This window comes from Corallococcus exiguus (assembly GCF_009909105.1).
GTDB classification, from domain to species: domain Bacteria; phylum Myxococcota; class Myxococcia; order Myxococcales; family Myxococcaceae; genus Corallococcus; species Corallococcus exiguus.
Map to the genome: position 1 here is coordinate 779,587 of NZ_JAAAPK010000004.1, position 21,860 is coordinate 801,446.

At 70.2% G+C, this 21,860-nt stretch carries 19 protein-coding genes; 10 read left to right on the top strand and 9 right to left on the bottom strand.

What is annotated here, in order from left to right; all coding sequences use genetic code 11:
* The first annotated feature begins 498 nt into the window (after window positions 1–498).
* The 6 genes from GTZ93_RS19205 to GTZ93_RS19230 all read left to right on the top strand — a co-directional run bounded on the left by GTZ93_RS19205 (window position 499) and on the right by GTZ93_RS19230 (window position 6,884).
* Window positions 499–1,212, top strand: a complete 714-nt coding sequence (locus tag GTZ93_RS19205; RefSeq protein ID WP_139916281.1) for a hypothetical protein — start codon at window positions 499–501, stop codon at window positions 1,210–1,212.
* A 562-nt stretch (window positions 1,213–1,774) separates the two neighbouring features.
* Window positions 1,775–3,103, top strand: coding sequence for an amidohydrolase family protein (locus GTZ93_RS19210; protein ID WP_139916282.1), 1,329 nt, complete (start codon window positions 1,775–1,777; stop codon window positions 3,101–3,103).
* Window positions 3,104–3,117: 14 nt separating this feature from the next.
* Window positions 3,118–4,104, top strand: coding sequence for a class I SAM-dependent rRNA methyltransferase (locus tag GTZ93_RS19215; protein ID WP_139916283.1), 987 nt, complete (start codon window positions 3,118–3,120; stop codon window positions 4,102–4,104).
* 33 nt (window positions 4,105–4,137) lie between these two features.
* Entirely contained in the window at window positions 4,138–5,358 is a 1,221-nt protein-coding gene (locus GTZ93_RS19220; RefSeq protein ID WP_139916284.1) for a serine/threonine protein kinase, read from the top strand.
* A 25-nt stretch (window positions 5,359–5,383) separates the two neighbouring features.
* Window positions 5,384–6,181, top strand: coding sequence for a tRNA pseudouridine(38-40) synthase TruA (gene truA / locus GTZ93_RS19225; RefSeq protein ID WP_120577896.1), 798 nt, complete (start codon window positions 5,384–5,386; stop codon window positions 6,179–6,181).
* Between the two features lie 22 nt (window positions 6,182–6,203).
* Window positions 6,204–6,884: a hypothetical protein gene (locus GTZ93_RS19230; protein ID WP_139916285.1), complete on the top strand. Its 681-nt coding sequence runs from the start codon at window positions 6,204–6,206 to the stop codon at window positions 6,882–6,884.
* 58 nt (window positions 6,885–6,942) lie between these two features.
* Here the strand turns inward: GTZ93_RS19230 and argC are convergent, their stop codons facing one another.
* From argC to GTZ93_RS19265, 7 genes are read right to left on the bottom strand one after another with little or no spacing between them, the layout of a single operon-like run.
* Complete coding sequence (gene argC / locus GTZ93_RS19235; RefSeq protein WP_139916286.1) at window positions 6,943–8,013, bottom strand: N-acetyl-gamma-glutamyl-phosphate reductase; 1,071 nt, start codon at window positions 8,011–8,013, stop codon at window positions 6,943–6,945.
* On the bottom strand, window positions 8,010–9,071 hold the full coding sequence (locus GTZ93_RS19240; protein WP_121780039.1) for a DUF1611 domain-containing protein: 1,062 nt from the start codon (window positions 9,069–9,071) through the stop codon (window positions 8,010–8,012). The genes argC and GTZ93_RS19240 overlap by 4 nt, the downstream gene beginning before the upstream one ends.
* A gap of 4 nt (window positions 9,072–9,075) precedes the next feature.
* Window positions 9,076–10,263 (bottom strand): argininosuccinate synthase, encoded by a 1,188-nt coding sequence (gene argG / locus GTZ93_RS19245; RefSeq protein ID WP_126934754.1) that lies wholly within the window; start codon window positions 10,261–10,263, stop codon window positions 9,076–9,078.
* 40 nt (window positions 10,264–10,303) lie between these two features.
* Window positions 10,304–11,653, bottom strand: a complete 1,350-nt coding sequence (argH, locus tag GTZ93_RS19250; RefSeq protein ID WP_169820821.1) for an argininosuccinate lyase — start codon at window positions 11,651–11,653, stop codon at window positions 10,304–10,306.
* Entirely contained in the window at window positions 11,646–12,707 is a 1,062-nt protein-coding gene (locus tag GTZ93_RS19255) for a M20/M25/M40 family metallo-hydrolase (RefSeq protein ID WP_139916287.1), read from the bottom strand. Before GTZ93_RS19255 ends, argH begins: the two co-directional genes overlap by 8 nt.
* A complete protein-coding gene (argB, locus tag GTZ93_RS19260) occupies window positions 12,704–13,630 on the bottom strand; it encodes an acetylglutamate kinase (protein WP_120577889.1) in 927 nt (308 codons plus the stop codon). The genes GTZ93_RS19255 and argB overlap by 4 nt, the downstream gene beginning before the upstream one ends.
* 60 nt (window positions 13,631–13,690) lie before the next feature.
* Window positions 13,691–14,695, bottom strand: a complete 1,005-nt coding sequence (locus tag GTZ93_RS19265; RefSeq protein WP_120577888.1) for an N-acetylornithine carbamoyltransferase — start codon at window positions 14,693–14,695, stop codon at window positions 13,691–13,693.
* Window positions 14,696–14,875: 180 nt separating this feature from the next.
* Here GTZ93_RS19265 and GTZ93_RS19270 point away from each other — a divergent pair, with 180 nt between their 5' ends.
* Window positions 14,876–15,295, top strand: a complete 420-nt coding sequence (locus tag GTZ93_RS19270; protein WP_139916288.1) for an arginine repressor — start codon at window positions 14,876–14,878, stop codon at window positions 15,293–15,295.
* On the opposite strand, the gene GTZ93_RS19275 is transcribed toward GTZ93_RS19270, so the two are convergent.
* Together GTZ93_RS19275 and GTZ93_RS19280 are read right to left on the bottom strand one after the other, a co-directional pair.
* A complete protein-coding gene (locus tag GTZ93_RS19275; RefSeq protein ID WP_219629050.1) occupies window positions 15,276–15,650 on the bottom strand; it encodes a 2'-5' RNA ligase family protein in 375 nt (124 codons plus the stop codon). The two genes, GTZ93_RS19270 and GTZ93_RS19275, sit on opposite strands and share 20 nt — an antisense overlap.
* 196 nt (window positions 15,651–15,846) lie before the next feature.
* The gene (locus tag GTZ93_RS19280; protein ID WP_139916290.1) at window positions 15,847–16,545 is read right to left on the bottom strand and encodes an NADPH-dependent F420 reductase; all 699 of its coding nucleotides are present in this window, start codon (window positions 16,543–16,545) and stop codon (window positions 15,847–15,849) included.
* Window positions 16,546–16,823: 278 nt separating this feature from the next.
* Between GTZ93_RS19280 and GTZ93_RS19285 the strand changes: the two genes are divergently transcribed.
* Genes GTZ93_RS19285 through GTZ93_RS19295 form a run of 3 tightly spaced genes read left to right on the top strand, consistent with a single transcriptional unit; the run spans window position 16,824 to window position 21,851 of the window.
* On the top strand, window positions 16,824–17,714 hold the full coding sequence (locus GTZ93_RS19285; RefSeq protein WP_161662919.1) for a hypothetical protein: 891 nt from the start codon (window positions 16,824–16,826) through the stop codon (window positions 17,712–17,714).
* A gap of 8 nt (window positions 17,715–17,722) precedes the next feature.
* Window positions 17,723–21,079: a serine/threonine-protein kinase gene (locus GTZ93_RS19290; RefSeq protein ID WP_139916292.1), complete on the top strand. Its 3,357-nt coding sequence runs from the start codon at window positions 17,723–17,725 to the stop codon at window positions 21,077–21,079.
* Window positions 21,080–21,110: 31 nt separating this feature from the next.
* Window positions 21,111–21,851, top strand: a complete 741-nt coding sequence (locus GTZ93_RS19295) for a glutathione S-transferase C-terminal domain-containing protein (protein ID WP_139916293.1) — start codon at window positions 21,111–21,113, stop codon at window positions 21,849–21,851.
* The last annotated feature ends 9 nt before the right edge of the window (window positions 21,852–21,860 follow it).

A 21,860-nucleotide genomic window follows, 5' to 3' on the forward strand; every position in this document is an offset into this window, starting at 1 on the left:
GGGTATGGAGATGGCGATTTGAAACCAGGAAGGGAATGGGGAGACCCCCGTGACTTTCTTTGGCTTGATGTGGAGCTCTATTCGCAGTGGGTCTTCGGTGGGGAACATTGATGCTCTGCACTGGATTGGCGATCTTGGGGCTGTGTTTTCCTCTTCCGGGACACACACGTGCAGAAACAGAGGCCGCTGGTTGGCTCTACAGAACGGAGGACGATAGCCACTGGTGGGCGACCAGATGGTACGCTGCGGGTTCGTACCGGGTCCTGGCTGGCGTCAGCGGAAAGAATGCTCGAGTCGAAACACTTCTTGTCCTGGAACCCAGGAGTGACCATCCTCGACTCGGCCCGTTACTCGATAGTCTCTGTTCAAAGAGCGCGAATTCGATTCGCTCGTGTCGCATTGCAGGCCGTAAACTCACCGCGATGTCTTGTTTTGGTGGTTGGGTGATTGCCTCGAACGGCATGTCCGCTGATGAGGGTCTCCAGCTACGAGAGTTGTATGAGAAGCTGTCCCCTCTCTTCGAGGAGGTCCTCAACGAGAAGAAAGGGGTTCATCCTGGAACACCCACTCCGTAAGACGGTCATGCGGTTCGTGCAGGTTGTAATGAACCCCTCTGCCCGCTGGGGGAACATCGGATTGCTGTGCGGGTTCGTGCCGTCAGTGGGTGTTCTGGTCGTGCTGAGTCTCCTGGGGGTGGGGGAGAGTCTGTTGGCGGATTCTCACCTCTTTCCCGGTGATCCACCCGCCGCGGACATGCTCGTGGAGGTTGCGCTCTGCGGGTGGTTGTTCATCCTGGTCGGCCATTGCTTCTTCTTCCTCGCCCGGAAGGAGCCCGATCGGATCGTCCGGCTCTGGCGATGGGTGCTTCCTCCACTGACATTACTGTCATTCCTCGCGATGTCGCCGGCCCTTGCGGAGGTTGCCGGCAGGCATTGGGGGGAGTGGGGCCGCCTCAAGGCCATGCTTCAGGACAACGAGATCCGGGTCCGTGCATTTTCAAGCCGGGCCGATGGTGCCTTGTCGGAGGAGGAGTTCGCACGGGCAAAGGCGTGGTTGCAGGAACAGCCCGTCCTCTTTCGTTTCACGGCCGAACCTGAACCCGTCAGGATTCATATGCGGAGGACTGTCCCGCCCTACCTGGGTGTTGATTTCGGAGACGGCCAGAATGCGGTCTTCGAGCCGGTGACGATGCTCTGTGTCTACTCGGATTGAGCGGCGCGATGTGCGAGCTGGGAGGAGTAATGAGGCGCTGGACAGTCTTCGCCGTGACCCTGCTTCTTGGCGGGTGTGATGAATCGGAGGGCCTCTACAGGTCCGTTGAAATGGACTCCCCGCTTTCCGCGAAGTGCATTGGGGCCGTGCTGCCAACCCTTTCGGACGTCACCCCTGTTGCTTACGCGCCTGGGCGATGGAGCCTCCCGAGTCGTACGCCCGCCAACCGGGAGCTCGATCTGACTGTGGTCGTCGAAAACAAGGGCCCCAGGAGCCGCCTGGAGGTCTTCGCGCAACGCTTCGTTCCAAGCCACGGGCGCTTTACGCAAGCAGAAGGTGACCGGGTCGAGGCGGAGACCCAGCGAGTCTTGCAGGCCATCTTGAGTCAATGTGGTCGGCCAGAAGCATCCGCGAAACACTCCTGTCAGGCGAGGATGAGGAACTTCAAGCGCAGTGGCGGGTGTGAGTCCCGCTGAGGCCCTGCATGGATCTGCCCCTCGGGGACTCTCTGTAGAGGACGGGGTTCATCCTCCACCCACCCCGTGCTAAAACGGGAAGGTCCATGGAAGGCCGACTGCTTCTGAAGAACTGTGCCGTGTTCCGTGCGGACGGTCGCGTCCGCCACGGCATGGCCGTCGTGGTCGAAGAGGGCATCATCCGCCGCGTCGCCCCGGACGCCGAGGTGCCCGTGCTCCCCGGTGACTGGGAAGTGGCCTGTCGAGGCCGCCTCGTCGCCCCCGGGCTCGTGGACTGTCACTCGCACATGGTCAACGGGCAGCTCTTGCCCCCCAATGGCGACTTCCTCCTGCGCCAGCCCCGCTCGCGTCTGGAGCGCATGCGCTCGGTGGCCAACCTCCTCACCGCCGAGGACGTGGAGGTCCTGACCCTCTTCGCCGCCGCCCGCGCGTTGCTCGATGGCGTCAGCCTGGTCGTGGACCACCTGTCGTGCCCCACCGACGTCGCCGGCGCCCTGGAGGCCCAGGCCCGCGCCGCGAACACCCTGGGCATCCGCCTGGTCACGTCCCACTCCACGCACAGCCTGGATGGCGCCGACGTGGCCAACGCCCAGGCGGACGCCAACGCGGACTTCGTCCGCCGCTACCGCGAACACCCTCGCGTCCGTGGCGCACTCGGCTTCCACGCGTCCTACACCTGCGAGGACCCGCTCCTGTCCCGCATCGCGGAGCTGCGCAAGGAGCTGAACGCGTCCGTCGTGTTCCATATCGCGGAGAACGAGGACGACCTCTCCACCACCTACGCCACGCACGGCCGCCGCGTCGTGCCGCGCCTGGACGCGCTGGGCCTGCTGGGCCCCCACGCCATCGCCGGCTACCCGCGCGCCGTGGAGCGCTCCGAGTCCGAGCGGCTGGCCGCCTCCGGCACCTTCATCGCCCTCACGCCCCGCGCCACCCGCTCCATGGACCGCGCGGCCGAGTCCGCCGACGGCGCGCTGTCCAGCCTCCACCTCGTGGGCCTGGGCACCGGCGGCCATGGCACCCTCCAGGAGGAGCTCGCGGGGGCGCTCGTCAGCATGCTGTCCCTGGCGCGCTCCGGCCGCATGCCGGACCTGGATGACTCGCTGGCGCACTTGTTCGTCAGCGGCCCCGCGGAGCTGTGCACCCGCCTGTACGGCAAGCCGTCGGGCGGCGTGGACGAGGGCAGCATCGCGGACCTCGTCGTCTACGACGCCATCCCCGCCGCGGACCCGGAGACGGGCTATGCGCCCTTCCTCCTGGGGCAGCTCACCGCCGCCCGCGTGGCGTGGACCATCGTGGATGGCCGCGTCTGCGTCCGCGAGGGGCAGCTCCTGGGCAGCGACTTCGTGGACCTGGCCCGGGACGCCGCCGCCGCGCTCGGCCGCGTCTGGTCCCGCGCACGGCTGGGTTCGTAGGGTAGAAGGGGCGCGTGAGTGCCCTGCCTCCCCGCCTCGTGGACCTGCTGCGCGCCTCCCGCGCCCGCCGGGGTCCGCTGCTCTCGGACCCCGCCACCTCCGCATTCCGCCTCCTGAACGGCGCCGCGGACGGCGTGCCCGACGTGACGGCGGACCTCTTCGGCGACGTCGTCGTGGTCAGCCTCTACCGCGACCTGGCGGATGCCGAGGAAGTCACACTGCTCGACGCCGCCGTCTCCGCGTGGACGCCTCGGAGCGTCTACCTGAAGCGCCGTCCCCGTGAGGCTCGCGTGCTCGCCAACGTGGCGAAGGACGCGCTCGCTCCGGAGTCCGCCGCGCGGGGCGAACCCGTGGAGGACTTCGTCTCCAATGAGAACGGCCTGTCCTTCCACATCCGCCCCGGACAAGGCCTCTCCGTGGGCCTCTACCTGGACATGCGCGACACCCGCGCGTGGCTCCAGGCCCAGGCCTCTGGCCTCACCGTGCTCAACCTCTTCGCGTACACCTGTGCCTTCGGTGTCGCCGCGACCGCCGGGGGCGCGAAGCGCGTGCTCAACATGGACGCCAGCCGCCGCGTGCTCGAATGGGGCGAGGAGAACGCGCGCCTCAACGGACAATCCGTGGAGCGCTACGACTACGTGGCTGGCGATGTCTTCGATTGGCTCGGGCGGCTCGCGAAGAAGGGGGAGTCCTTCGATGTCGTGGTCGCGGACCCTCCGTCGTTCTCCACCACCAAGACGACGCGCTTCTCCGCCGCTCGCGACTACGCCCGGCTGGCGGAAGCCGCCGCGAGGGTGGTCGCTCCCAGGGGCCGCCTGGTCGCCTGCTGCAATCTGGCGGGACTGCCTTCGCGCCGCTTCGAAACCATGGTGCTGGAAGGTGTGACGCGGGCTGGCAGGGCGGGGAAGACAGTGGGGTCGCTTGGTCCCTCGGGGCTCGACTTTCCGACACCTCCAGGTGAGGAACCGGCACTCAAGGTGCACGTCGTCCAACTTCGTTAGCGCCTCCGGGCGGGGCGCGGCTACATTGCTTCCATGGCTCCCGCCGCCTCCTCGCCTCCGCGCGATGCGTTCCGCTTCGGCAACTACCGGCTCATCGATCGGATCGCCGTGGGGGGCATGGCGGAGATCTTCCTCGCGCACCAGTTGGATGCCAGCGGCGAAGAGACGCCCATCGTCATCAAGCGCATCCGCCCGCATCTGTCCAAGCACGCGGCCTTCGTGAAGATGTTCCTCAACGAGGCGCGGCTGGCGGCCCAGCTCAATCACCCCAACATCGTGCAGATCCACGACCTGGGGAAGATCGTCGATAGCTACTTCATCGCCATGGAGTACGTCTCCGGACGCGACATGCGCCGCGTCGTGCCCAAGGCCGAGTCCCTGGGGATTCCCTTCCCCATGGTGTACGCGCTGAAGATCGCCTCCTGCGTCTGCGCGGGCCTGCACTACGCGCACCAGAAGAAGGACCGCTACAACAACCCGCTCAACATCGTCCACCGCGACGTGACGCCGGAGAACATCGTCGTCGCGTTCGACGGCTCGGTGAAGGTGCTCGACTTCGGCATCGCCAAGGCCGCCAACCAGGTGGAGGAGACGCGCTCCGGGGAAATCAAAGGCAAGCTCAGCTACCTGTCCCCGGAGCAGTGCCTGGGCCGGCCGCTGGACTGCCGCAGCGACATCTTCTCGCTGGGCACCGTCCTCTACGAGTGGCTCACCGGCTTCAAGCTCTTCACCGGCGACTCCGACGTCGCCGTCATGCGCAGCATCACGGAAGCCAAGATCTACGCGCCGTCATACTTCCGCGAGGACCTGCCGGAGCGCGTGGAGGCCATCCTGATGCGCGCGCTCGCCCGCGACCGCGAGCGCCGCTACCAGACGGCGCTGGACATGCAGCGCGACCTGGACGCCTTCCTGGAGTCCTATGACTTCACGCCCTCGCCGCTGCACCTGGCCAACTTCGTCAAGCAGCTCTTCGAGGACGAGCGCCCGCAGGAGCTGAAGCGCCTGTCCACGCGCCAGTCCTCCGCGCCCACGTCGGAGATGGCGCTGGAGGTGGCGGAGGTGGTGGCGTCCGTGGACGGACCGCCCACGGAGGCCATGCACCTGGACGACCTCCCCGCCACCGAGCCGCGCCTGCTCGCGCTGACGGTGGACCCGGCGGTGTATGAAAGGCTGGAGGCCCAGGCGCGCAAGGCGAACGTCTCCCTGGCGAAGCTCGCGGCGGATGTGCTGGAGGGATGGCTGAAGACGCGCTGACCGCGTGCCTTTGCTTGCCTTGCCCATGCCCCGGCTGAAGTTGACGCTCGAATACGAAGGCACCCGGTACGTGGGCTGGCAGGTGCAGCCCAATGGCCCGTCCATCCAGTCCACGCTCCAGGACGCGCTCCAGAAGCTCCTGGGGGAACGCGTCTTCGTTGCGTCCGCAGGACGCACCGACTCGGGCGTGCACGCGACGGGGCAGGTGGCCAGCTTCGACACGCAGCGCGTGCTTCCGATGAAGGCCTACACCATGGGCCTCAACGGCATCCTCCCGCCGGACATCGCGGTGGTGGCCGCGGAGGAGGTGTCGCCGGAGTTCGACCCGCGCCGCTGGTCGCGCGGCAAGCGATACCGCTACCGGGTGAGCAACCGGCGCATGCGGTCCCCCCTGTTGCGCACGACGCACTGGGAGGTGTTCGCCCCGCTGGACGTGGAGGCCATGCGCCGCGCGTCCCAGGCCCTGGTGGGCCGGCATGACTTCTCCGCGTTCCGCGCCGCGGACTGCCAGGCGAAGCACGCGGTGCGCGAAATCCGGCAGGTGCGCGTGGAAGGCACGTCCGGCGACACCGTGGCCTTCGTGGTGGAGGGCACCGCATTCCTCAAGCACATGGTGCGCAACCTGGTGGGCACGCTGGTGGAGGTGGGCAAGGGCCGCCGCCCCGAGGCCTGGGTGGCCGAAGTGCTGGCCTCTCGCGAGCGCAAGCTGGCCGGGGCCACCGCGCCGCCGCAGGGGCTGGTGATGGAGGAGGTCTTCTACGGCGACGGCCCGCCCCCTCGCTCGGCGGGGGACTCTGCTGTCGGGGAAGAGGACGAAGGGTGAGAGTGCGGTAGGCTTTCGGGCCGTGAGCTCCAAACCCAGTGCCCTCGAGCCCCTGCGCGTCCGCGTCCGCCGCTTCCAGTTCATCGTCGGACTGGGGTTCCTGTCGCTGGTGGTGGGGGCCATGCTCAGCGTGTCGCTGGTGCTGCGCCTGCACGCGCGGGTGAGCGCGCTGCCGTCCGACTTCCTGCGCATCCCGGTGGCGGTGGCGCTGGAGGACCTGTGGGTGCTCGCGGTGCTGCCGACGCTCTGCTACGGCGCCGCCCGCATCGTCGCGCTGCGCACGTGGACCACCGCCGTGGGGGCCGCGCTATCCGGCGGCGTGTTCGTGCTCGCGCTCAACTTCGTGCGCGACGGCATGGAGAGCTTCACCACGGGCTGGACCGTCGCGTCGGCGTTGCGGGGGCTGGCCTTCGTGGGAGGCATCCTGCTGAGCGCCCGGGCCATCCGCGCGGGCCGCGCCGCCGCCGAGAAGGGCTCCGCGGAGGCCGAGGCGAAGGCCGTCGCCCGCAAGTCGGAGTACGACGAGTTCCTCAAGGCCGCGGAAGCAGGTGGCGCGCGTCTGGAGCAGCGCGAGGGTGGCGCCGCCGAAGCTCCGGCCGCGTCCGGGAACGCACCTGCCGCGACCGCTCCGACGGGTGAAGCGAGCAGCGCGGGAGAGGCCACCACGTCCTCAGGGGACGTGCCGAAGACGCCTGCGGCTTGAGGAAACGACAAAGGCGGCTCCGGCTCCGCGCCGAAGCCGCCTCGGATTCAACGGCCTACTACGGGTAGCAGGCGGCCTGGCGCAGACCGGTGTCCTCGGGGAAGCCGAGGGCCACGTTGAAGTTCTGCACGGCCTGGCCGGCCATGCCCTTCACCAGGTTGTCCAGCGCGGCCATCACCGCCACGGAGCGGCCCTTCGTCGCCACGGAGATGTCGCAGAAGTTGCTGCCCGTCACCGCCGCCACGCGCGGCGTGCCCTCCACGATGCGCACGAACTTCGAGCCCTCGTAGTAGCGGCGGTACTTCTCCGTCAGCGACTGCGTCACCACCGCGCCGCCGTGCTCCGGCCACTCGAACTGCACCGTGGCGAAGATGCCGCGCACCATGGGCGCCGAGTGCGGCACGAAGGCCAGCCGGTGCCGCTGCGCACCGTGCGCCACCAGCATCACCTCCACCTCCGCCTCGTGCTGGTGCTCCAGCGGCTTGTACGCGCGGAAGTCATGCGCGCGCGTCGGGTGGTGCGTGCCCTCGCCCGGCAGCGAACCAGAACCGGACGAGCCCGTGACACCCGACACCGCCAGCAGCCCCAGCCCCGGCGTGGCCGCGATGGGCAACAGCGCCAGCTGCACCGCCGTGGCGAAGCAGCCCGGGTTGGCGATGCGCTTCGCCGTCTTCACCTGCTCACGCTTCCACTCCGTGAGGCCGTAGGTGAACGTGCCAAGGAGGTCCGGGGACGGGTGCGGCCGGCCGTAGGCGCCCGCGTACCGGCCCGGGTGGTCCAGGCGGAAGTCGGACGACAGGTCCACCAGCAGCATCCGGTCCGTGAGGCCCGCGTCCGCCCACTGCTTCTCCAGCCCGGCGAACTGAGACGCCAGCTCTCCGTGCCCCAGCGCGCTGAACACCACCGGGCGCTGAGAGTCCGCCAGCCAGCGCCAGTCGGGCTCCGCCTCGAAGCGGCCGTCCACCAGGCCGCGCAGGTGCGGGTGCACCTTGTGGATGGGCGAACCCGCGTGGTGCCGGGACACCACGCGGATGCCGGCGTTGCCGGGGTGGCCCGAGAGCAGCCGCAACAGCTCGCCTCCGCCGAAACCGGAGGCCCCCAGGATGTAGATGTTCGCAGGCGACGTCATGACTTCCTCCCCGCTCCCAGCTTGGGCGCGAGCTTCTCCACGATGAGATTCCCCAGGGCGTTCGGATCCGCGCGCGCGTTGCGAGCGGGCAGCCCCACCACCTGCTCCACGAAGCGCACGCCCACCGCGTTGTCCGTGGCGGGCCCGGCCACCATGTCCATCTCGATGCCGTACACCTCGCGCAGGTGCCGCACGCCGCCGGCCGCGCCCACCGGGTCGTTCGCGCACAGGATGAACGCGCCGCCCAGCGCCTTGAGCTCCGGATCCGCCAGGATGGCCTGCACGCCGTACTCGCCCATGATGCCGTCGCCCGTCTCCGCGACGATGACGTCCACGTCCTGGGCCACCATCTCCGAAAAGACGATCCGCGCCACCTTGGACGCCGTGCGCGCGCCGGTGCACACGACGCCCGCGTCGGTGAAGTCCATCACCACGTCCGCGCCGCTGTCCTGCATGGACAGGGTGTCGCGCATCAGCGACACGCCCGTGAGCTTCGCGCCGCCCACGCGGTAGCCCGCCTGCGACAGCTTTCGCACCACCACGCTGGCCGCGTACGTCTTGCCCGCGTTCATGCAGGTGCCCACCACGTACACCACCGGGCACGTCACCGCCCTCGACGTGCCCTTGAGCGCGCCGGTGGAGATGTGCGCGTGCTGCCCCGCGCGCGACTGGAACTCCGGGAAGGTGAGGACCTGGCCCAGCACCTCCGCCTCGAACGGCGGGCCCACGCCCGGGTTGTGCGACGTGCACTTCCCGATGACGCCGCCCATGTTGAGGATGTTGAGCTTGTCGCCCACCGTGACGGACGCGGGCACGATGCCCTCGTAGCCGTGCAGCGCGTTGCGGTGGCCGAGCGCGCCCACGACGATGTCGCCCGCGTGGAGCGTGACGAGCCGGCCGTTCACGTCCTCCAACTGGTTGTAGACGCTCTTCTCCCCGTGGATGCGCACCGCGATGACGGCGCCTTCCTCGCACTTGACCTCATCCGTGAGGTGCACCGTGCGCCCCACCTGGAGGTTGCGCGTGACACTGCCCACCTTGTCGACGTGGATCTTCATGTCGTCACTTCGCTTTCTGCGAGAGCATCTGCGCGACGCCGTAGAGCTTGGCGAACCCCGCCGCTTCCGTCCCCGTCCACAACACGTTGGCCTCTCCGTACGTCGCCACCTTCGCGTCCATCAGCGAGTGCGGCGAACGCACGCCTTCCACGACGTGGGCGCGCGGGGTGAGCACCAGCTTCACCTCGCCCGTCACGCGGTCCTGCGAGGAGGCGAGGAACGCCTCCAGGTCCTTCACCACCGGGTCGAAGAAGTGCCCCTCGTGGAGCAGCGACCCGTACAGGTTGCCCACCGTCTCCTTCCAGAAGAGCTGCTTGCCCGACAGCACCAGCTTCTCCAGCTCGCGGTGCGACGCGATGAGCAGGTGCGCCGCCGGGGCCTCGAAGCCCACGCGGCCCTTGATGCCCAGGATGGTGTCGCCCAGGTGCACGCCCCGGCCGATGCCGTACGGACGGCCCAGCGCGTTGAGCTGCTCCACCACGTCCACCGCGGACAGCGCCTTGCCGTCGAGCGCCACCGGCACGCCCTTCTCGAAGGAGATGATCAGCGGCCGAGGCTTCAGGTCGGTGGGGATTTCGCCACCGGGGAAGGCCGCTTCCGGCAGGGTGCTCCACGAGTCCAGCGTCTCGCGGCCGCCCACGGACGTGCCCCACATGCCCTCGTTGACGGAGTACGTGCCCGTCTTCGCCGGCATGTGGAAGCCGCGCTCCGCGAGGAAGGAGATCTCCTGCTGACGGGAGAGCGCCAGGTCGCGGATGGGGGTGATGAGCTGCAGCTGGGGCGCGAGCGTGCGGAAGGCCACGTCGAAGCGGACCTGATCATTCCCGGCGCCGGTGCTGCCGTGGGCCACGGCCTGCACGCCCAGCTTCTCCGCCATGCGCACGGCCTCCACGGCCTGGCAGGCGCGCTCGGCGGAGACGCTCAGCGGGTAGAGCTGGCCGCGCAGCACGTTGCCGGCGATGAGGAAGCGCAGGTAGCCCTGGAACAGGGTGTCGCGCGCGTCCACCGTGTGGTGCGCCACCGCGCCCAGCTTCTGGGACAGGGCCTGGATGCGCTCCAGCTGCTCGGGCGGGAAGCCGCCCGTGTCCACGGTGACGGTGGTGACGTCCCAGCCCTGCTCACGCAGGTACACCGTGCAGAAGGCGGTATCGAGGCCGCCGGAGAACGCCAGCACCACGGACTTCTTGCTCATCTTCGGACTCCTGTTGCTGCGAAAGGGGGTGAGGAAGGTTTCAGGGGGCCCAGACGCGCGAAGCGGCCTGCGCCTGCTGTGCGTGGGTGCGCGTGAGCCAGTCGCGCGCATCCGCCAGTTCCTCGCGCGCGGTGGCGAGGCCCAGATTGCCGGCGCCACCCAGGTGGGTGGCCGTCAGCGCGCCGCGGTCCGGCTGGAAGCTGCCGTCGTTGAGCTGACGGCCCACCTCCCGGTACGCGTCGCGGAAGGGCTGCCCCTTGGCCACGAGCGCGTAGGCGTGGTGCGCGGCGTAGAGCGTGTCATCGCACGCCGCGCGCGCCTTCTCCGCGTTCACCTTCAGCGCGGGCACCAGCCGCGCCAGCACGTCCAGCAGCGCCTTCGCGCTGGTGAGGGCCTGGAGGGTGGGGCGCTTCAGCAGCTGGAAGTCACGGTGGTAGCTGGAGGGAAGGCCTCCGGCCACCGCCTCCACCTGATGCGCCAGACCGCGCAGCTCGCGGCAGCGGCCCCGGGCCAGCTCCACCACGTCCGGGTTCTTCTTCTGCGGCATGATGGACGAGCCGGTCGTGAAGGCATCCGGCAGGGCCAGGAAGCCGAACTCGTCCATGCTGTAGAGCTGCACGTCCCAAAGCCACTTCTCCAGAGTGCCCGCCACCGAGCACGCCCAGGTGAGCAGCGCCGCTTCATGCCGCCCCCGACTGTCCTGCGCGTCGATGGGGCTGCGTTGAACTCGACTAAAACCGAGCAACCGCGCGACATATTCACGGTCGATGGGCAGTGGCACGCCGAAGCCCGCGGCGGCGCCCAGCGGGCAGCGGTCGAGCCGCCCCCACACGCCCTTCAGCGCCTCCAGCTCCTCCAGCAGTCCCTCCGCGAACGCCATGCCCCACAGGCCGAAGGTGGACGGCATCGCGCGGCGCAGGTGCGTGTAGCCGGGCAGGGGCAGGTCCGCGTGCGCTTCCGCGAAGTCCAGGAACGTGCCCGCCAGCTCCGCGGTACGCGCGCCCAGTGCGAGCAGCTCCTCACGCATGAAGAGGCGCAGCGCCAGCAGCACCTGGTCGTTCCGCGAGCGCGCCAGATGGATGCGCTTGCCCGCTTCGCCGGTGCGCTCCACGAGCGCGGCCTCCAGCGCGGTGTGGCCGTCCTCCTGCTCCGGGCGGATGGTGAAGCGGCCCGCGCGGGCCTCGTCGTGGAGCGCGTGCAGGGAGGACACGAGCGACGTGGCGGCCTCCGGGCTGAGCAGCCCCACGTGCGCGAGCATGCGCGCGTGCGCGGCGCTGCCCAGCGCGTCGTGCGGCACCAGCGACAGGTCCACCACGGGGTCATCGCCCACGGTGAAGGCGTGGATGGCCGCGTCCAGCGGCTGGCCCTTGCCCCACAATGTCTCAGCCACGCGACACCTCCCCGGCATAGCCGTGCAGCAGTCGTCGATAGAACGCGAGCCCCGCCTCCAGCTCCGCGCGCGTGAGGTACTCGTTCGCCTGGTGGCTCCGCAGCGTGTCGCCCGGGCCCACCTTCACCGCCGGGATGTCTCCCAGGAACGCCCAGTCGGACGTGGTGCTGGAGCCCACCGTGTCCTGGCCCGACGCCACCACCGCCGCGCGCACCAGCGGGTGCGACGCGTCCGTGCCCTTGGGCAGGTAGCGCGCGGAGTGCACCACCACTTCACTCTCCAGCGCCTGCCCCACGTCCTCCGCCACCTTCGCGTGGTCCATGCCCGGCGTCGTGCGCAGGTCCACGAAGAACTCGCACCGGTCCGGCACCTGGTTGCGCGCCAGTCCTCCGGACACCTGCGTCACCTGCGCTCGCGCCTCACCCAGCAGCGGGTGCGCGGGGAAGCGCAGCGCGGACACGGCCTGGATGTCCCGGGCCGCCTTGAGGATGGCGTTGTCCAACCCACCCGTGTGAGCGTGCGCCACGTGACCGCTCTTGCCGTGCGCCACGCAGCGCAAGAGCAGCATGCCCCGCTGCGCCGTGCAGGGCTTGAGCGACGTGGGCTCGCCCACGATGGCGGCGTCCAGCGGCCCCAGCGTGGACAAGAGCGGCCCCAGCCCCTTGCCGCCCGTCTCCTCCTCGGCGGTGAGCGCGAAGACGCACTCCACACCCTTCGGCGCGCCTTCCTCCAGGAGCGCCTTCGCGGTGAGGAGCATGGCGGTGACGCAGCCCTTGGCGTCGTTGGCGCCCAGGCCGTAGAGCGTGTCGTCCTTCCACACGGCCTCGTGCGGCTCCGTGTTCCACCCGGCGCACGGCTTCACCGTGTCCAGGTGCGAGTTGACGAGCAGGCGCTTCGGCCCGCTGCCCACGCTGAACCACACGTTGTGGCCCTGGCGGTGCACGCGGGCACCCCAGGACTCCGCATGGCCCGCGACGAGGTCCGCGATGCGGGCCTCGTCGCCGGAGACGCTGGGCGTGGCGACCAGCGCGGTGAGCAGCGCGGCGGGGTTCAACCCTTGGCCTCGCCGTGCTTCACCGGGTGCTCGCGCACGACCATGGTGCCGCTGCCCTCGTTGGTGAAGACCTCCTCCAACAGCGCATCGGACTGCTTGCCGCTCACCAGGTGCACGCTGCCCACGCCGCCCACGAGCGCGTGGCGCATGGCGTGCGCCTTGGGACGCATGCCGCCCGTGAGCCGGCCTTCGGCCTCCAGCGACGCCAGGTCCGACAGCGTGGCCAGCGAGATGAGCGACGACGGGTCGGAGACGTCCTTGAGGAGCCCCGGCACCTCCACCATGAAGAACAGCTTTTCCGCATGCAGCGCCGCCGCGAGGGCCGCCGCCACCGTGTCCGCGTTGGTGTTGTACACGGCGCCGTCCTGGCCGCCCGACAGCGGGGCGATGACGGGCACGTAGTCGGCGGAGCGCAGGTGCTCCACGACGCGCGTGTCCACGGACTCGATGTCGCCCACGAGGCCGTAGTCCACCATGCGCCCTTGAGTCTCGCCGGGCTCCGTCACCAGCACGGGCGGGCGCTTGCGCGCCTTGATGAGGCCCGCGTCCACGCCGGACAGGCCCACCGCGGGCACACCCGCGGCCTGGAGGTCCGCGAGCAGGTCCGTGTGCAGCTTGCCCGCCAGCACCATCTTCGCCGCGTCCAGCACGGGCGCGGAGGTGATGCGGCGGCCGGCCACCTTCTCGATGGGCAGGTGCAGGGCGTCACAGAGCGCGTCCAGTTCCGGACCGCCGCCGTGCACCACGACGGGGCGGATGGAGAAGGCCCACAGGAGTGCGATCTGCTCGCACGCCGTCTTGCGGGTGCGCGGATCCGTCAGCACGGCTCCGCCCAGCTTCACGACGAAGGTCTTGCTGCGGAACTGCTTCACGTACTTCGCCGCGTTGCGAAGCGCGGCGTACGGGTCGGGAGACAAAGGCACGGTGGACCTCTGGAAATGCAAAAGGGGACGGAAGAAGGGTGGGGCGGCGGGCCGTGTGAATCAGCCGCCGCGCATCCAGGCCAGGAGGGCGCGCTGCACGTGGTAGCGGTTGCCCGCCTCATCCACGACGCGGCTGCTGGCGTGATCCAACACCTCGTCGGCGACCTCCACGTTGCGGCGCACGGGCAGGCAGTGCAGGAACGCCGCGTCCTTCGCGGCCTTCCCCATGTGCCGGCGCGTGGGCATCCAGCCCGAGTACGACGCGAGCAGCGCCGCCACGTCCGTGGGCGTGCTCGCCGTCTGCGCGGTGGGGCCCCAGGACTTCGCGTACACGGCGCGGCTGCCGACCAGCGCCTCGTCCTGGTCGTGCGTGTACGTGATGCTGCCGCCGGTGGCCTTGGCGTACGCCTCCGCCTCCGCGCGCACGGCCGGGTGCAGGTCGAAGCCCGGAGGATGCGCCACGCGCACCTCGCAGCCCGCGGCCGCCGCGGACAGGAGGAAGGAGTTCGGCACGGCCTTGGGCAGCGGCTTGATGTGCGGCGCCCAGGTGAGCGTCACCGGCAGCTTCTTCGTGGTGCCGAACGTCTCGCGCAGGGTGAGCGCGTCCGCCAGACCCTGGCAGGGGTGCTCGCGCGCGGACTCCATGCTCACCACCGGCACGGTGGCCCACTTGCGGAAGGCGTTGATGACGGGGTCGGCCTCGTCCTCCTCGTCACCGCCACCCTGGGAGAAGGTGCGGATGCCGAGCATGTCCACGAAGCGCGACAGGACAGGCGACGCCTCCTTGATGTGCTCCGCGCGGTCCGCGTTCATCACCGCGCCGGGCCGGTCCTCCAGCTTCCACACGCCAGAGCCCACGTCGAGCACGATGGCGTGCCCGCCCGCGCGCAGCATCACCGCCTCGAAGGACGTGCGCGTGCGCAGGGACGGGTTGAAGAACACCATGCCCAGGAGCTTCCCCGGGAAGATGTGGCCCGGATCCTTCAGCTTCCACGCGGCCGCCTGCGAGAGGACCGCCTCGACGCCTTCCGGGCCCAGGTCCTGAATGCGGGTGACATGCTTCATGGGCTTCGTGCTCCCCCGGCCGCGCCGGATGGATGGGGACTGCTGAATATGCACTTGAATTCGTGCATATTCCTTGAGGAGGCGCGGATATTATGCAGAACGGCGCAGCGCGCAAGAACATTCACTGGGATTTTTCATGCGCCTTGCGTGCGTATTCAGCCGCATGCATGGTGAATGTGAATGAACCTGGACGACGCCATCCTTCAGCTCATCTCCCTCCAGGACGTGCCGGATCAGTTCGTCCTGCAGTCGTTGCTCGAAGAGGCGGGGCACACGCCCAGCCAGTCCACGCTGTCGCGGCGGCTGAAGAAGCTGAGCGTGCAGAAGGTGAACGGGCGCTACCAGCGCGCCGAGCCGCCGGTGGTGACCGTGCCGCTCGCGCCGAAGGTGACGATCATCGAGGCGCCGCCCAACATGCTGGTGCTGAAGACTGCGCCCGGCTACGCGCAGATCTTCGGGCTGGCGCTGGACCGCGAGGCGGTGGAGGGTCTGGCGGGCACGGTGGCGGGTGACGACACCATCTTCATCGCGGTGAGGGATCCGTCGTACCTGCGGGACGTGCGCGAGGCGGTGGAGGAGCTCATCCAGCGCGGCCCGTGAACGGGAAGCGGCGCACGGACTCCCACGGGCCGCCGAGGTAGCGCCAGAGCAGCAGCGCGGGCGAGTGCGAGTCGAAGGCGGACCAGCCCGCGCCCAGCTCCGCGAGCGCGGCCTTCGCCTCCTCCACGGTGGCCTTGTTCATCAGCGTGACGTGGGGCCGGAAGGGCTGACGGTCCTGCGGCGTGAGCCACTCCACGTAGGCGCGGGAGAGCTCGCGGTGCACGGGCGTGAGGCCGGGGGCTTCCACGTCCACCGCCATGCCGCGTCCCAGGCTCCGCAACTTCGTGAAGCGCAGCGTGGGCGGGGGGGCGCTCGGTGACGACCTCGAGCGCTGCCTCCACGGCGTCCTGCTCATGCGCGGGCAGGTGGTGGAAGAGGGACACGTGCGCCGGGATGACGTTGCGCTCGGGTGGGAAGTAGCGGCGGCGCAGGCCGTCCAGGCGCGTGAAGGCTTCTGGCTCCAGCTCAGCGGTGACGAGCAGCGGGGCTTCGGGGAGGGTGGCCATGCGGCGCACACCTTCCGTCCGAAGCCCCAGAGGCACAAGAGGCGCTCAGCCTTGCGACGCGAAGAAGGCCCGCAGCGAGTCGTCGGCCTTCTTGCGGTACTCCGGCAGGCGCGAGCGCTCTGCCTCGGCGAGGGCCTTCTTCACGCCCGACGCGTCGAAGTCGTGGGTGTAGACAGGCGTGCCGGGCTGCTGGCGCCACGAATCGGCGATGCTTCCCGCGTCGATGCCGTCGAAGCCCAGCTCCTCCACGAGCTTGAGCACCTTCGCGCGGTGCTCGGGCGGATCCCCCGCGATGGGCAGCGCCACCCGGCCGGGCGTGCCCTTCGGCAGGCCCTTCTCCAGGAGGCTCTGGAAGAAGATGTTGTTGAAGGCCTTGATGACGGGGCGGCCGATGAGCGAGGCGACCCACTCGCTCTCCACCTTGCCGTTCTCCAGCTCCGGGATGCTGCCGTCGCGCACGGGGTAGTAGTTGCCCGTGTCGATGATCACGACGTCCTTCGGCACGTTCGCGAACAGGCCCTTCGGCAGGTCAGGGATTGCCTTCTGGGGGATGGTCACGACGACGACTTCGCCGGCCTTCGCCGCCTCTTCGACCGTGACGGCCTTCGCGCCCGTCTCCTTCGCGAGGTCGCGCAGCGTGTCCGGTCCGCGTGAGTTCGCGATGGACACTTCATGGCCCAGCTGCGTCCACCGCCGAGCCAGGGTTCCACCGATGAATCCCGCGCCAATGATTCCGATCTTCATGTCGTCCTCGTCCGGAAAGTGAGTCCCACGACTGCAAGCGCCGGTCGGATGCGCGGCCCGCGTGCGTGATTCGCGGTCCTGTTGGATTGCCACCGGACCCGCGTGCGGACGACCTGATGGGTGGACTTCCTGCGCCGGGTGTTCCGGCGTCAACGCTTGGGGCCTGGGTCCGACGCCTTCCTGCCAGGCGTGTGAGCGGATGGGGGCCTTCCGCCCCGACCCGGGCATTCGCTAACGTTCCGGTCCGGGCTGGTCCTTGGGAGACCCGCCTTGCTGCCATGGCCCACATTCCATCCGAGCTGGTCGCGGCCTTCCGGGGGACCGCCGCGCGAACCCTGTCCTCCGAGGAGGACACGGCGCTTGCGCCCATCCTGATGGGCATCCTCGAGCGTTGCGAGGCAGCCTGGCCTGGCGTCAGGCTTGCTCCCAAGGCCTTCGTCGCGCATCTGGGGCTGCACACGCCGCCGGGCGAGCCCCTCGCGCAGGCCCTGTCCGCGCTGCATTGCGAGGACCTGTATCTGGCGCTGGCGTCGGTGGAGGGGCAGGGGGCCGCGCTGGATGTGCTGGAGTCCGCCGTGCTGGTGCCCGCGGGGCGAGCGGTGCGCCGCGTGGAGGACTCGGACGCCTTCGTGGACGAGGTGCTCCAGCTCACTCGCCTGCGGCTCCTGGTGGAGGAGGGCGGCCGAGCTCCGCGCCTCACGGAGTACGCGGGCCGGGGGCCGTTGCGGCGGTGGGCGGAGGCCGTGGCGCTGGGCATCGCGCTGTCGCTCAAGCGCAAGCCGGACCGGAGCACGCCGCTGGATGACGCGCTCATCGCCGCGGACCTGGGCGCGACGGATCCGGAGCTGGAGCACATCCGCCACCGCTACCGTCCCGCCTTCCGCGCCGCCTTCACGGAGGCCCTGGCCGCGCTCGCGCCGCGCGACCGCAACCTGCTGCGCATGGGGTTGGTGCAGGGCCTGGGCGTGGAGTCGCTGGGTGCCCTGCACCAGGTGCATGCGTCCACGGTGTCGCGGTGGATGGCGAAGGCGCGCGAAGCGCTCCTGGAGCAGACCCGGCAGGGCCTGGCCCGGAGGCTCGCGCTCAACACCTCTCAGCTGGACAGCCTGCTGCGCGTGCTCGACGGCAGTCTGGAGATCAGCCTCGCGTCTCTCCTGAAGGAAGGGTGATTCGCTCCATGCCCGAGTCCACCGCCCACCTCGATGAGGTCGAGTTGCTCGACCTCGCGGACGGCATTCCGTCCCAGTCCCTGCGCGAGCGCGCCGAAGGCCACCTGGACACCTGCGCGTCCTGCCGCGAGGCCCTGGCGGACTTCCTGCGCGTGCGCGCCGTCCCCGCGCCGGACGTGCACGCCGCGCGCACGGCCGTGGCGGTGTCGGAGCCGTTCACCCGCTCCGTCAAGTCGCGCATCCCCCAGGTCGCGCAGGGGACGCTGCTGGGCCGCTACGTGGTGCTGGAGCGGCTGGGGGCGGGAGGCATGGGCGTTGTCCACGCGGCGTATGATCCAAGCCTCGACCGTCGCATCGGACTGAAGCTCCTGCGCGCGCCGACCTCCGCCAGCGGCTCCCAGGGGGGAACAGAGCGGCTCCTGCGCGAGGCCCAGGCCGCCGCGCGCACGCGCCACCCGCACGTCGTCGCCGTGCACGACGTGGGGACGTTCGGGGACGTCGTCTTCATCGCGATGGAGCTGGTGGACGGCGGCACTGTGCGCCAGCACCTGCTGGAGGCCACCCGACCGTGGCGCGACGTGGTGCGGCTCTACCTCCAGGCGGGCAGGGGGCTCGCGGCGGCGCACGCGGCGGGCGTCGTGCACCGGGACTTCAAGCCGGACAACGTGCTCGTGGACAAGGAGGGCCGCGCCCGCGTGACGGACTTCGGGCTGGCCCGCCTGGAGTCCTCCGAAGAAGCAGATGCCACAGCGCTGGGGCCCGGCAAGACCGCGTCGCCCAGGAGCGCCCCAGGAGATGCCGCGTCGCCTAAGGGTGCCCCGGACGAGGCCTCGTCGCCGATAGCCATTCCGGGCGAGACCATGTCGCCGAAGGACGCTGTGGATGTGGCCTTGTCGCCGAAGGGTGTCCCGGGCAACGCCGCGACTCCGAAGGGCGGCCCGGGAGATGCCGCATCTCCGAAGGTCGCTGCGGACGAGGCCTTGTCTCCGCAGGGCAGCCCGGGAGGGGCCGCGCCGCCGAAGGGCGCCCCGCTGGTCACCAGCGTCGCGGGCACCCCCGGCTACATCGCGCCGGAGGTGCTCACGGGCTCCCCCGCGGACGCGCGGTCGGATCAGTACGCATTCTGCGTCTCGTTGTACGAAGGGCTGCACGGCCAGAAGCCCTCCTCCACTGAGGCCGGCGGCCTGGCGAACCGGAGCAATGTCCCACGCGCCGTGCACGCGCTCATCGTGCGCGGGCTGTCACCGGAGCCGGTTGCCCGCCATGCCTCCATGACGGTCCTGCTCGACGCGCTGGAGCGCGCTGCCTTCCCACGCACCAGCGCGAAGATGGCAGCCGCTGGAGTGGGAGCGGGCCTGCTCGCCATCGCGGCCGCGGTGGTGTTCGCCCGAGGCCCGTCGCCCTGCGCGGATGACCCCACGCGGCTCCAGGGCATCTGGGACGCGGACCGCAAGGCGGCGCTGCTCAAGGCCTTCCAGGCCACGGGCGCGCCGGACGCTGTCTCCGCCTACGAGGCCACCGCCCGGACGCTGGATGCCTATGCCTCCGGTTGGAATGACAGCCGCCGCGACGCGTGCCTGGCCACGCACGAACACGGCACGCAATCCACCGCGGTGCTGGACCTGCGGACCCACTGCCTGGAGCGCCGCCGCCGGGAGCTGACCGCGCTCACGGAGGTGCTCTTCTCCGCGGACCGCGTGGGCGTCGCCAGCGCCCCAGAAGCCGCGCAGGCGCTGAGCCCACTTTCACGCTGCGCGGACGTGGAGGCCCTGTCCCAACCGGTGCCCCCACCGGAGCGGCCGGAGGTCGCCGCTCGCGTGAGGGCCGCCTACGCGAAGCTGGACGACGCGCGGGCCCGCCTGGGCGCGGACCGGTGGCAGGACGCCGTGGACCGCGTCGCCCCCATCGTGAAGGAGGCGGAGACGCTGGGCTACAAGCCGCTGCTGGGTGAGGCCCTGCTCATCGAAGGCGAGGCCCGCGCCTTCCTGCGCGACGAGTCCGCGGAACCCGCGCTGCGCCGCGCGATGCTGGCGTCACTGTCAGGGCGCGATGACCTGCGCGCCGCGGAGGCCGTCGTCTACCAGGTCTTCGTCGACGGCGAGGTGACCCAGCGCCCGGAGCAGGCCAAGGCCCACGCCGACGAGGCCCGGGCGCTCCTGGAGCGGTCCGGCGGCAACCTGGAGCTGGAGTCCCAGTTGCTCGCGTACGAGGGCAACTCGCTGGAGCAGCAGTCGCGCTCGTCGGAGGCGCTGCCCGTGCTTCAGCAGGCGCTGGCGCTCCAGGAGCGATTGCACGGCCGCGACTCGCCACGGCTCGCCCGCGCGCTGCTCACGATGGCCTCCACCCAGCGGTCGATGGGGCGCGCGGAGGAGGCGCTTGCCACCATCCAGCGCGCCAGGAAGGTGTTGGAGGCCGCCTACGGCCCGGACCACCCGAAGGTCGCCATCACGCTCAACAACATGGGCGGGACCCTGGTGCAGCTGCAGCGCTACGAGGAGGGGTATGAGGCCTTCCTGGAGACCCTGCGCCGCTACGAGCGCATCTACGGCCCCGACCACCAGCCCCAGCGCTACGTCGCCGGCCTGCGGGCGAACCTGAGCGCGGCGGCCTTCCGCATGGGGCGCTACGACGAGGCCGAGCGCCGCATGCTGGAAGCCCGGGTCATCTACAAGCAGCTGTTCCCCAAGGGCTCCATCTTCCGGATCCGCTCGGGCACCAACCTGTCCCAGATCCTCATGAACCAGAGCCGGGTGGCGGACGCCCAGGTGTTGCTCCAGGAGATGGAAGAGGAGGTGGCTGCGGCCCGGGCCGACGGCCGCAGCGATCCCATCTTCGCGGCGCCGTCGCGATGCCAGGCGGAAGCCTGGATGCGGCTGGGGCAGTCCGAGCGCGCCGTCGCGGAAGCGAAGCGCAGCGTGGCCATCGTGCGGGAGCTGAAGGGAGAGACCGAGCTGGGAGAATCGCTGCGCGTTCTGACCGTGGCGCTCACCCGCGCGAAGCAGCTCAACGAGGCCCGGGACGTGGCGCGCGAGCTGTTGGCCCTGCACCACAAGCTCGCGGGCGAAGAGGCCCGGCCTCCCATGGAGATGGAGGAGATGATGGCCGAGCTGTCCCTGGCGCGCGGTGAGGTGGACGAGGCCCGCAAGTGGGGGGAGCGCTCCCTGGAGGCCTGGAGCCAGACGGCGGCCCCGCCCCTGGAGATGGCCAACATCCGCTTCATCCTGGCCCGCGCGCTGCGCAAGGCCCACCTGGAGCCGGAGCGGGCCCGGGCACTGGCCACCGCCGCCCGCGCCGCCGTGCTCCCCACCTCCGAGCCCCGGCTGCTCAAGCTCTCCGAACTGGACGCGTTCCTGCGAGAGCGCTGAGGCGCGCGAGGCTGCTAGGGTGCCGCCCCCTATGCGAATCCTCGTCGGACTGACCTCGTCGGGCTGGACGGAGAAGGCCCGGTGGGCGTTGGACCACCACCGCGTCGCCTACCGCTACCAGGACTATGTCCCCCTCATCCAGGAGCGCTGGCTGCGCAAGCAGGTGGCGCCGGGCGTGAAGCCCTCCGTGCCGCTGCTCGTGGACCCGCCCCAGCCGGCCACGCACGGCTCGTTCGCCATCGCGAAGCACGCGGAGGCGGTGGGGCAGGGCAGCCCGCTCTTCCCGTCCGCGCAGGTGGACGCCATCACCGCGTGGAACGACACCAGCGAACACGTGCTGGACCTGGCGCGCGCCTACGCCATGCCGCGCATGCTGACGAACTCCCGCGCCCAGGCGGAGATGCTGCCGAAGTTCGTCCCCGGCTGGCTGCGCCCGGTGTTCGCGCCCTCCGCGCGCCTGGGCATGCGCTTCGTGGTGAAGAAGCACCAGGTGGCGGACACCTCGCCGGAGGCCATCGAGGCCGCCGTCGCCCCCTCCTACGAGAAGCTGCGCGCCGCGCTGGGGGGCAGGCCCTACCTGCTGGACGCGGGCTTCACCTACGCGGACATCACCACCGCGGCGATGCTCGTGCTGCTGGGGCCGCCCGCGGACCGGCACCTGCCCATGGGGGCGGGCACTCGCGAGGTGTGGACCCACTCGGGGCTCGCCGCGCGCTTCCCGGATCTGCTCGCGTGGCGCGACGCGCTCTACGACAAGCACCGCCGCACCTGAAAAAACACC

Excerpts from the sequence above, each read along its gene's own strand:
- GTZ93_RS19205 (WP_139916281.1), top strand. The coding sequence starts at position 499 with ATGAGAAGCTGTCCCCTCTCTTCGAGGAGGTCCTCAACGAGAAGAAAG.
- GTZ93_RS19210 (WP_139916282.1), top strand. The coding sequence starts at position 1,775 with ATGGAAGGCCGACTGCTTCTGAAGAACTGTGCCGTGTTCCGTGCGGAC.
- GTZ93_RS19220 (WP_139916284.1), top strand. The coding sequence starts at position 4,138 with ATGGCTCCCGCCGCCTCCTCGCCTCCGCGCGATGCGTTCCGCTTCGGC.
- truA (WP_120577896.1), top strand. The coding sequence starts at position 5,384 with ATGCCCCGGCTGAAGTTGACGCTCGAATACGAAGGCACCCGGTACGTG.
- argC (WP_139916286.1), bottom strand. The coding sequence starts at position 8,013 with ATGACGTCGCCTGCGAACATCTACATCCTGGGGGCCTCCGGTTTCGGC.
- GTZ93_RS19240 (WP_121780039.1), bottom strand. The coding sequence starts at position 9,071 with ATGAAGATCCACGTCGACAAGGTGGGCAGTGTCACGCGCAACCTCCAG.
- argG (WP_126934754.1), bottom strand. The coding sequence starts at position 10,263 with ATGAGCAAGAAGTCCGTGGTGCTGGCGTTCTCCGGCGGCCTCGATACC.
- GTZ93_RS19265 (WP_120577888.1), bottom strand. The coding sequence starts at position 14,695 with ATGAAGCATGTCACCCGCATTCAGGACCTGGGCCCGGAAGGCGTCGAG.
- GTZ93_RS19270 (WP_139916288.1), top strand. The coding sequence starts at position 14,876 with ATGAACCTGGACGACGCCATCCTTCAGCTCATCTCCCTCCAGGACGTG.
- GTZ93_RS19275 (WP_219629050.1), bottom strand. The coding sequence starts at position 15,650 with ATGAGCAGGACGCCGTGGAGGCAGCGCTCGAGGTCGTCACCGAGCGCC.
- GTZ93_RS19280 (WP_139916290.1), bottom strand. The coding sequence starts at position 16,545 with ATGAAGATCGGAATCATTGGCGCGGGATTCATCGGTGGAACCCTGGCT.
- GTZ93_RS19285 (WP_161662919.1), top strand. The coding sequence starts at position 16,824 with ATGGCCCACATTCCATCCGAGCTGGTCGCGGCCTTCCGGGGGACCGCC.
- GTZ93_RS19290 (WP_139916292.1), top strand. The coding sequence starts at position 17,723 with ATGCCCGAGTCCACCGCCCACCTCGATGAGGTCGAGTTGCTCGACCTC.
- GTZ93_RS19295 (WP_139916293.1), top strand. The coding sequence starts at position 21,111 with ATGCGAATCCTCGTCGGACTGACCTCGTCGGGCTGGACGGAGAAGGCC.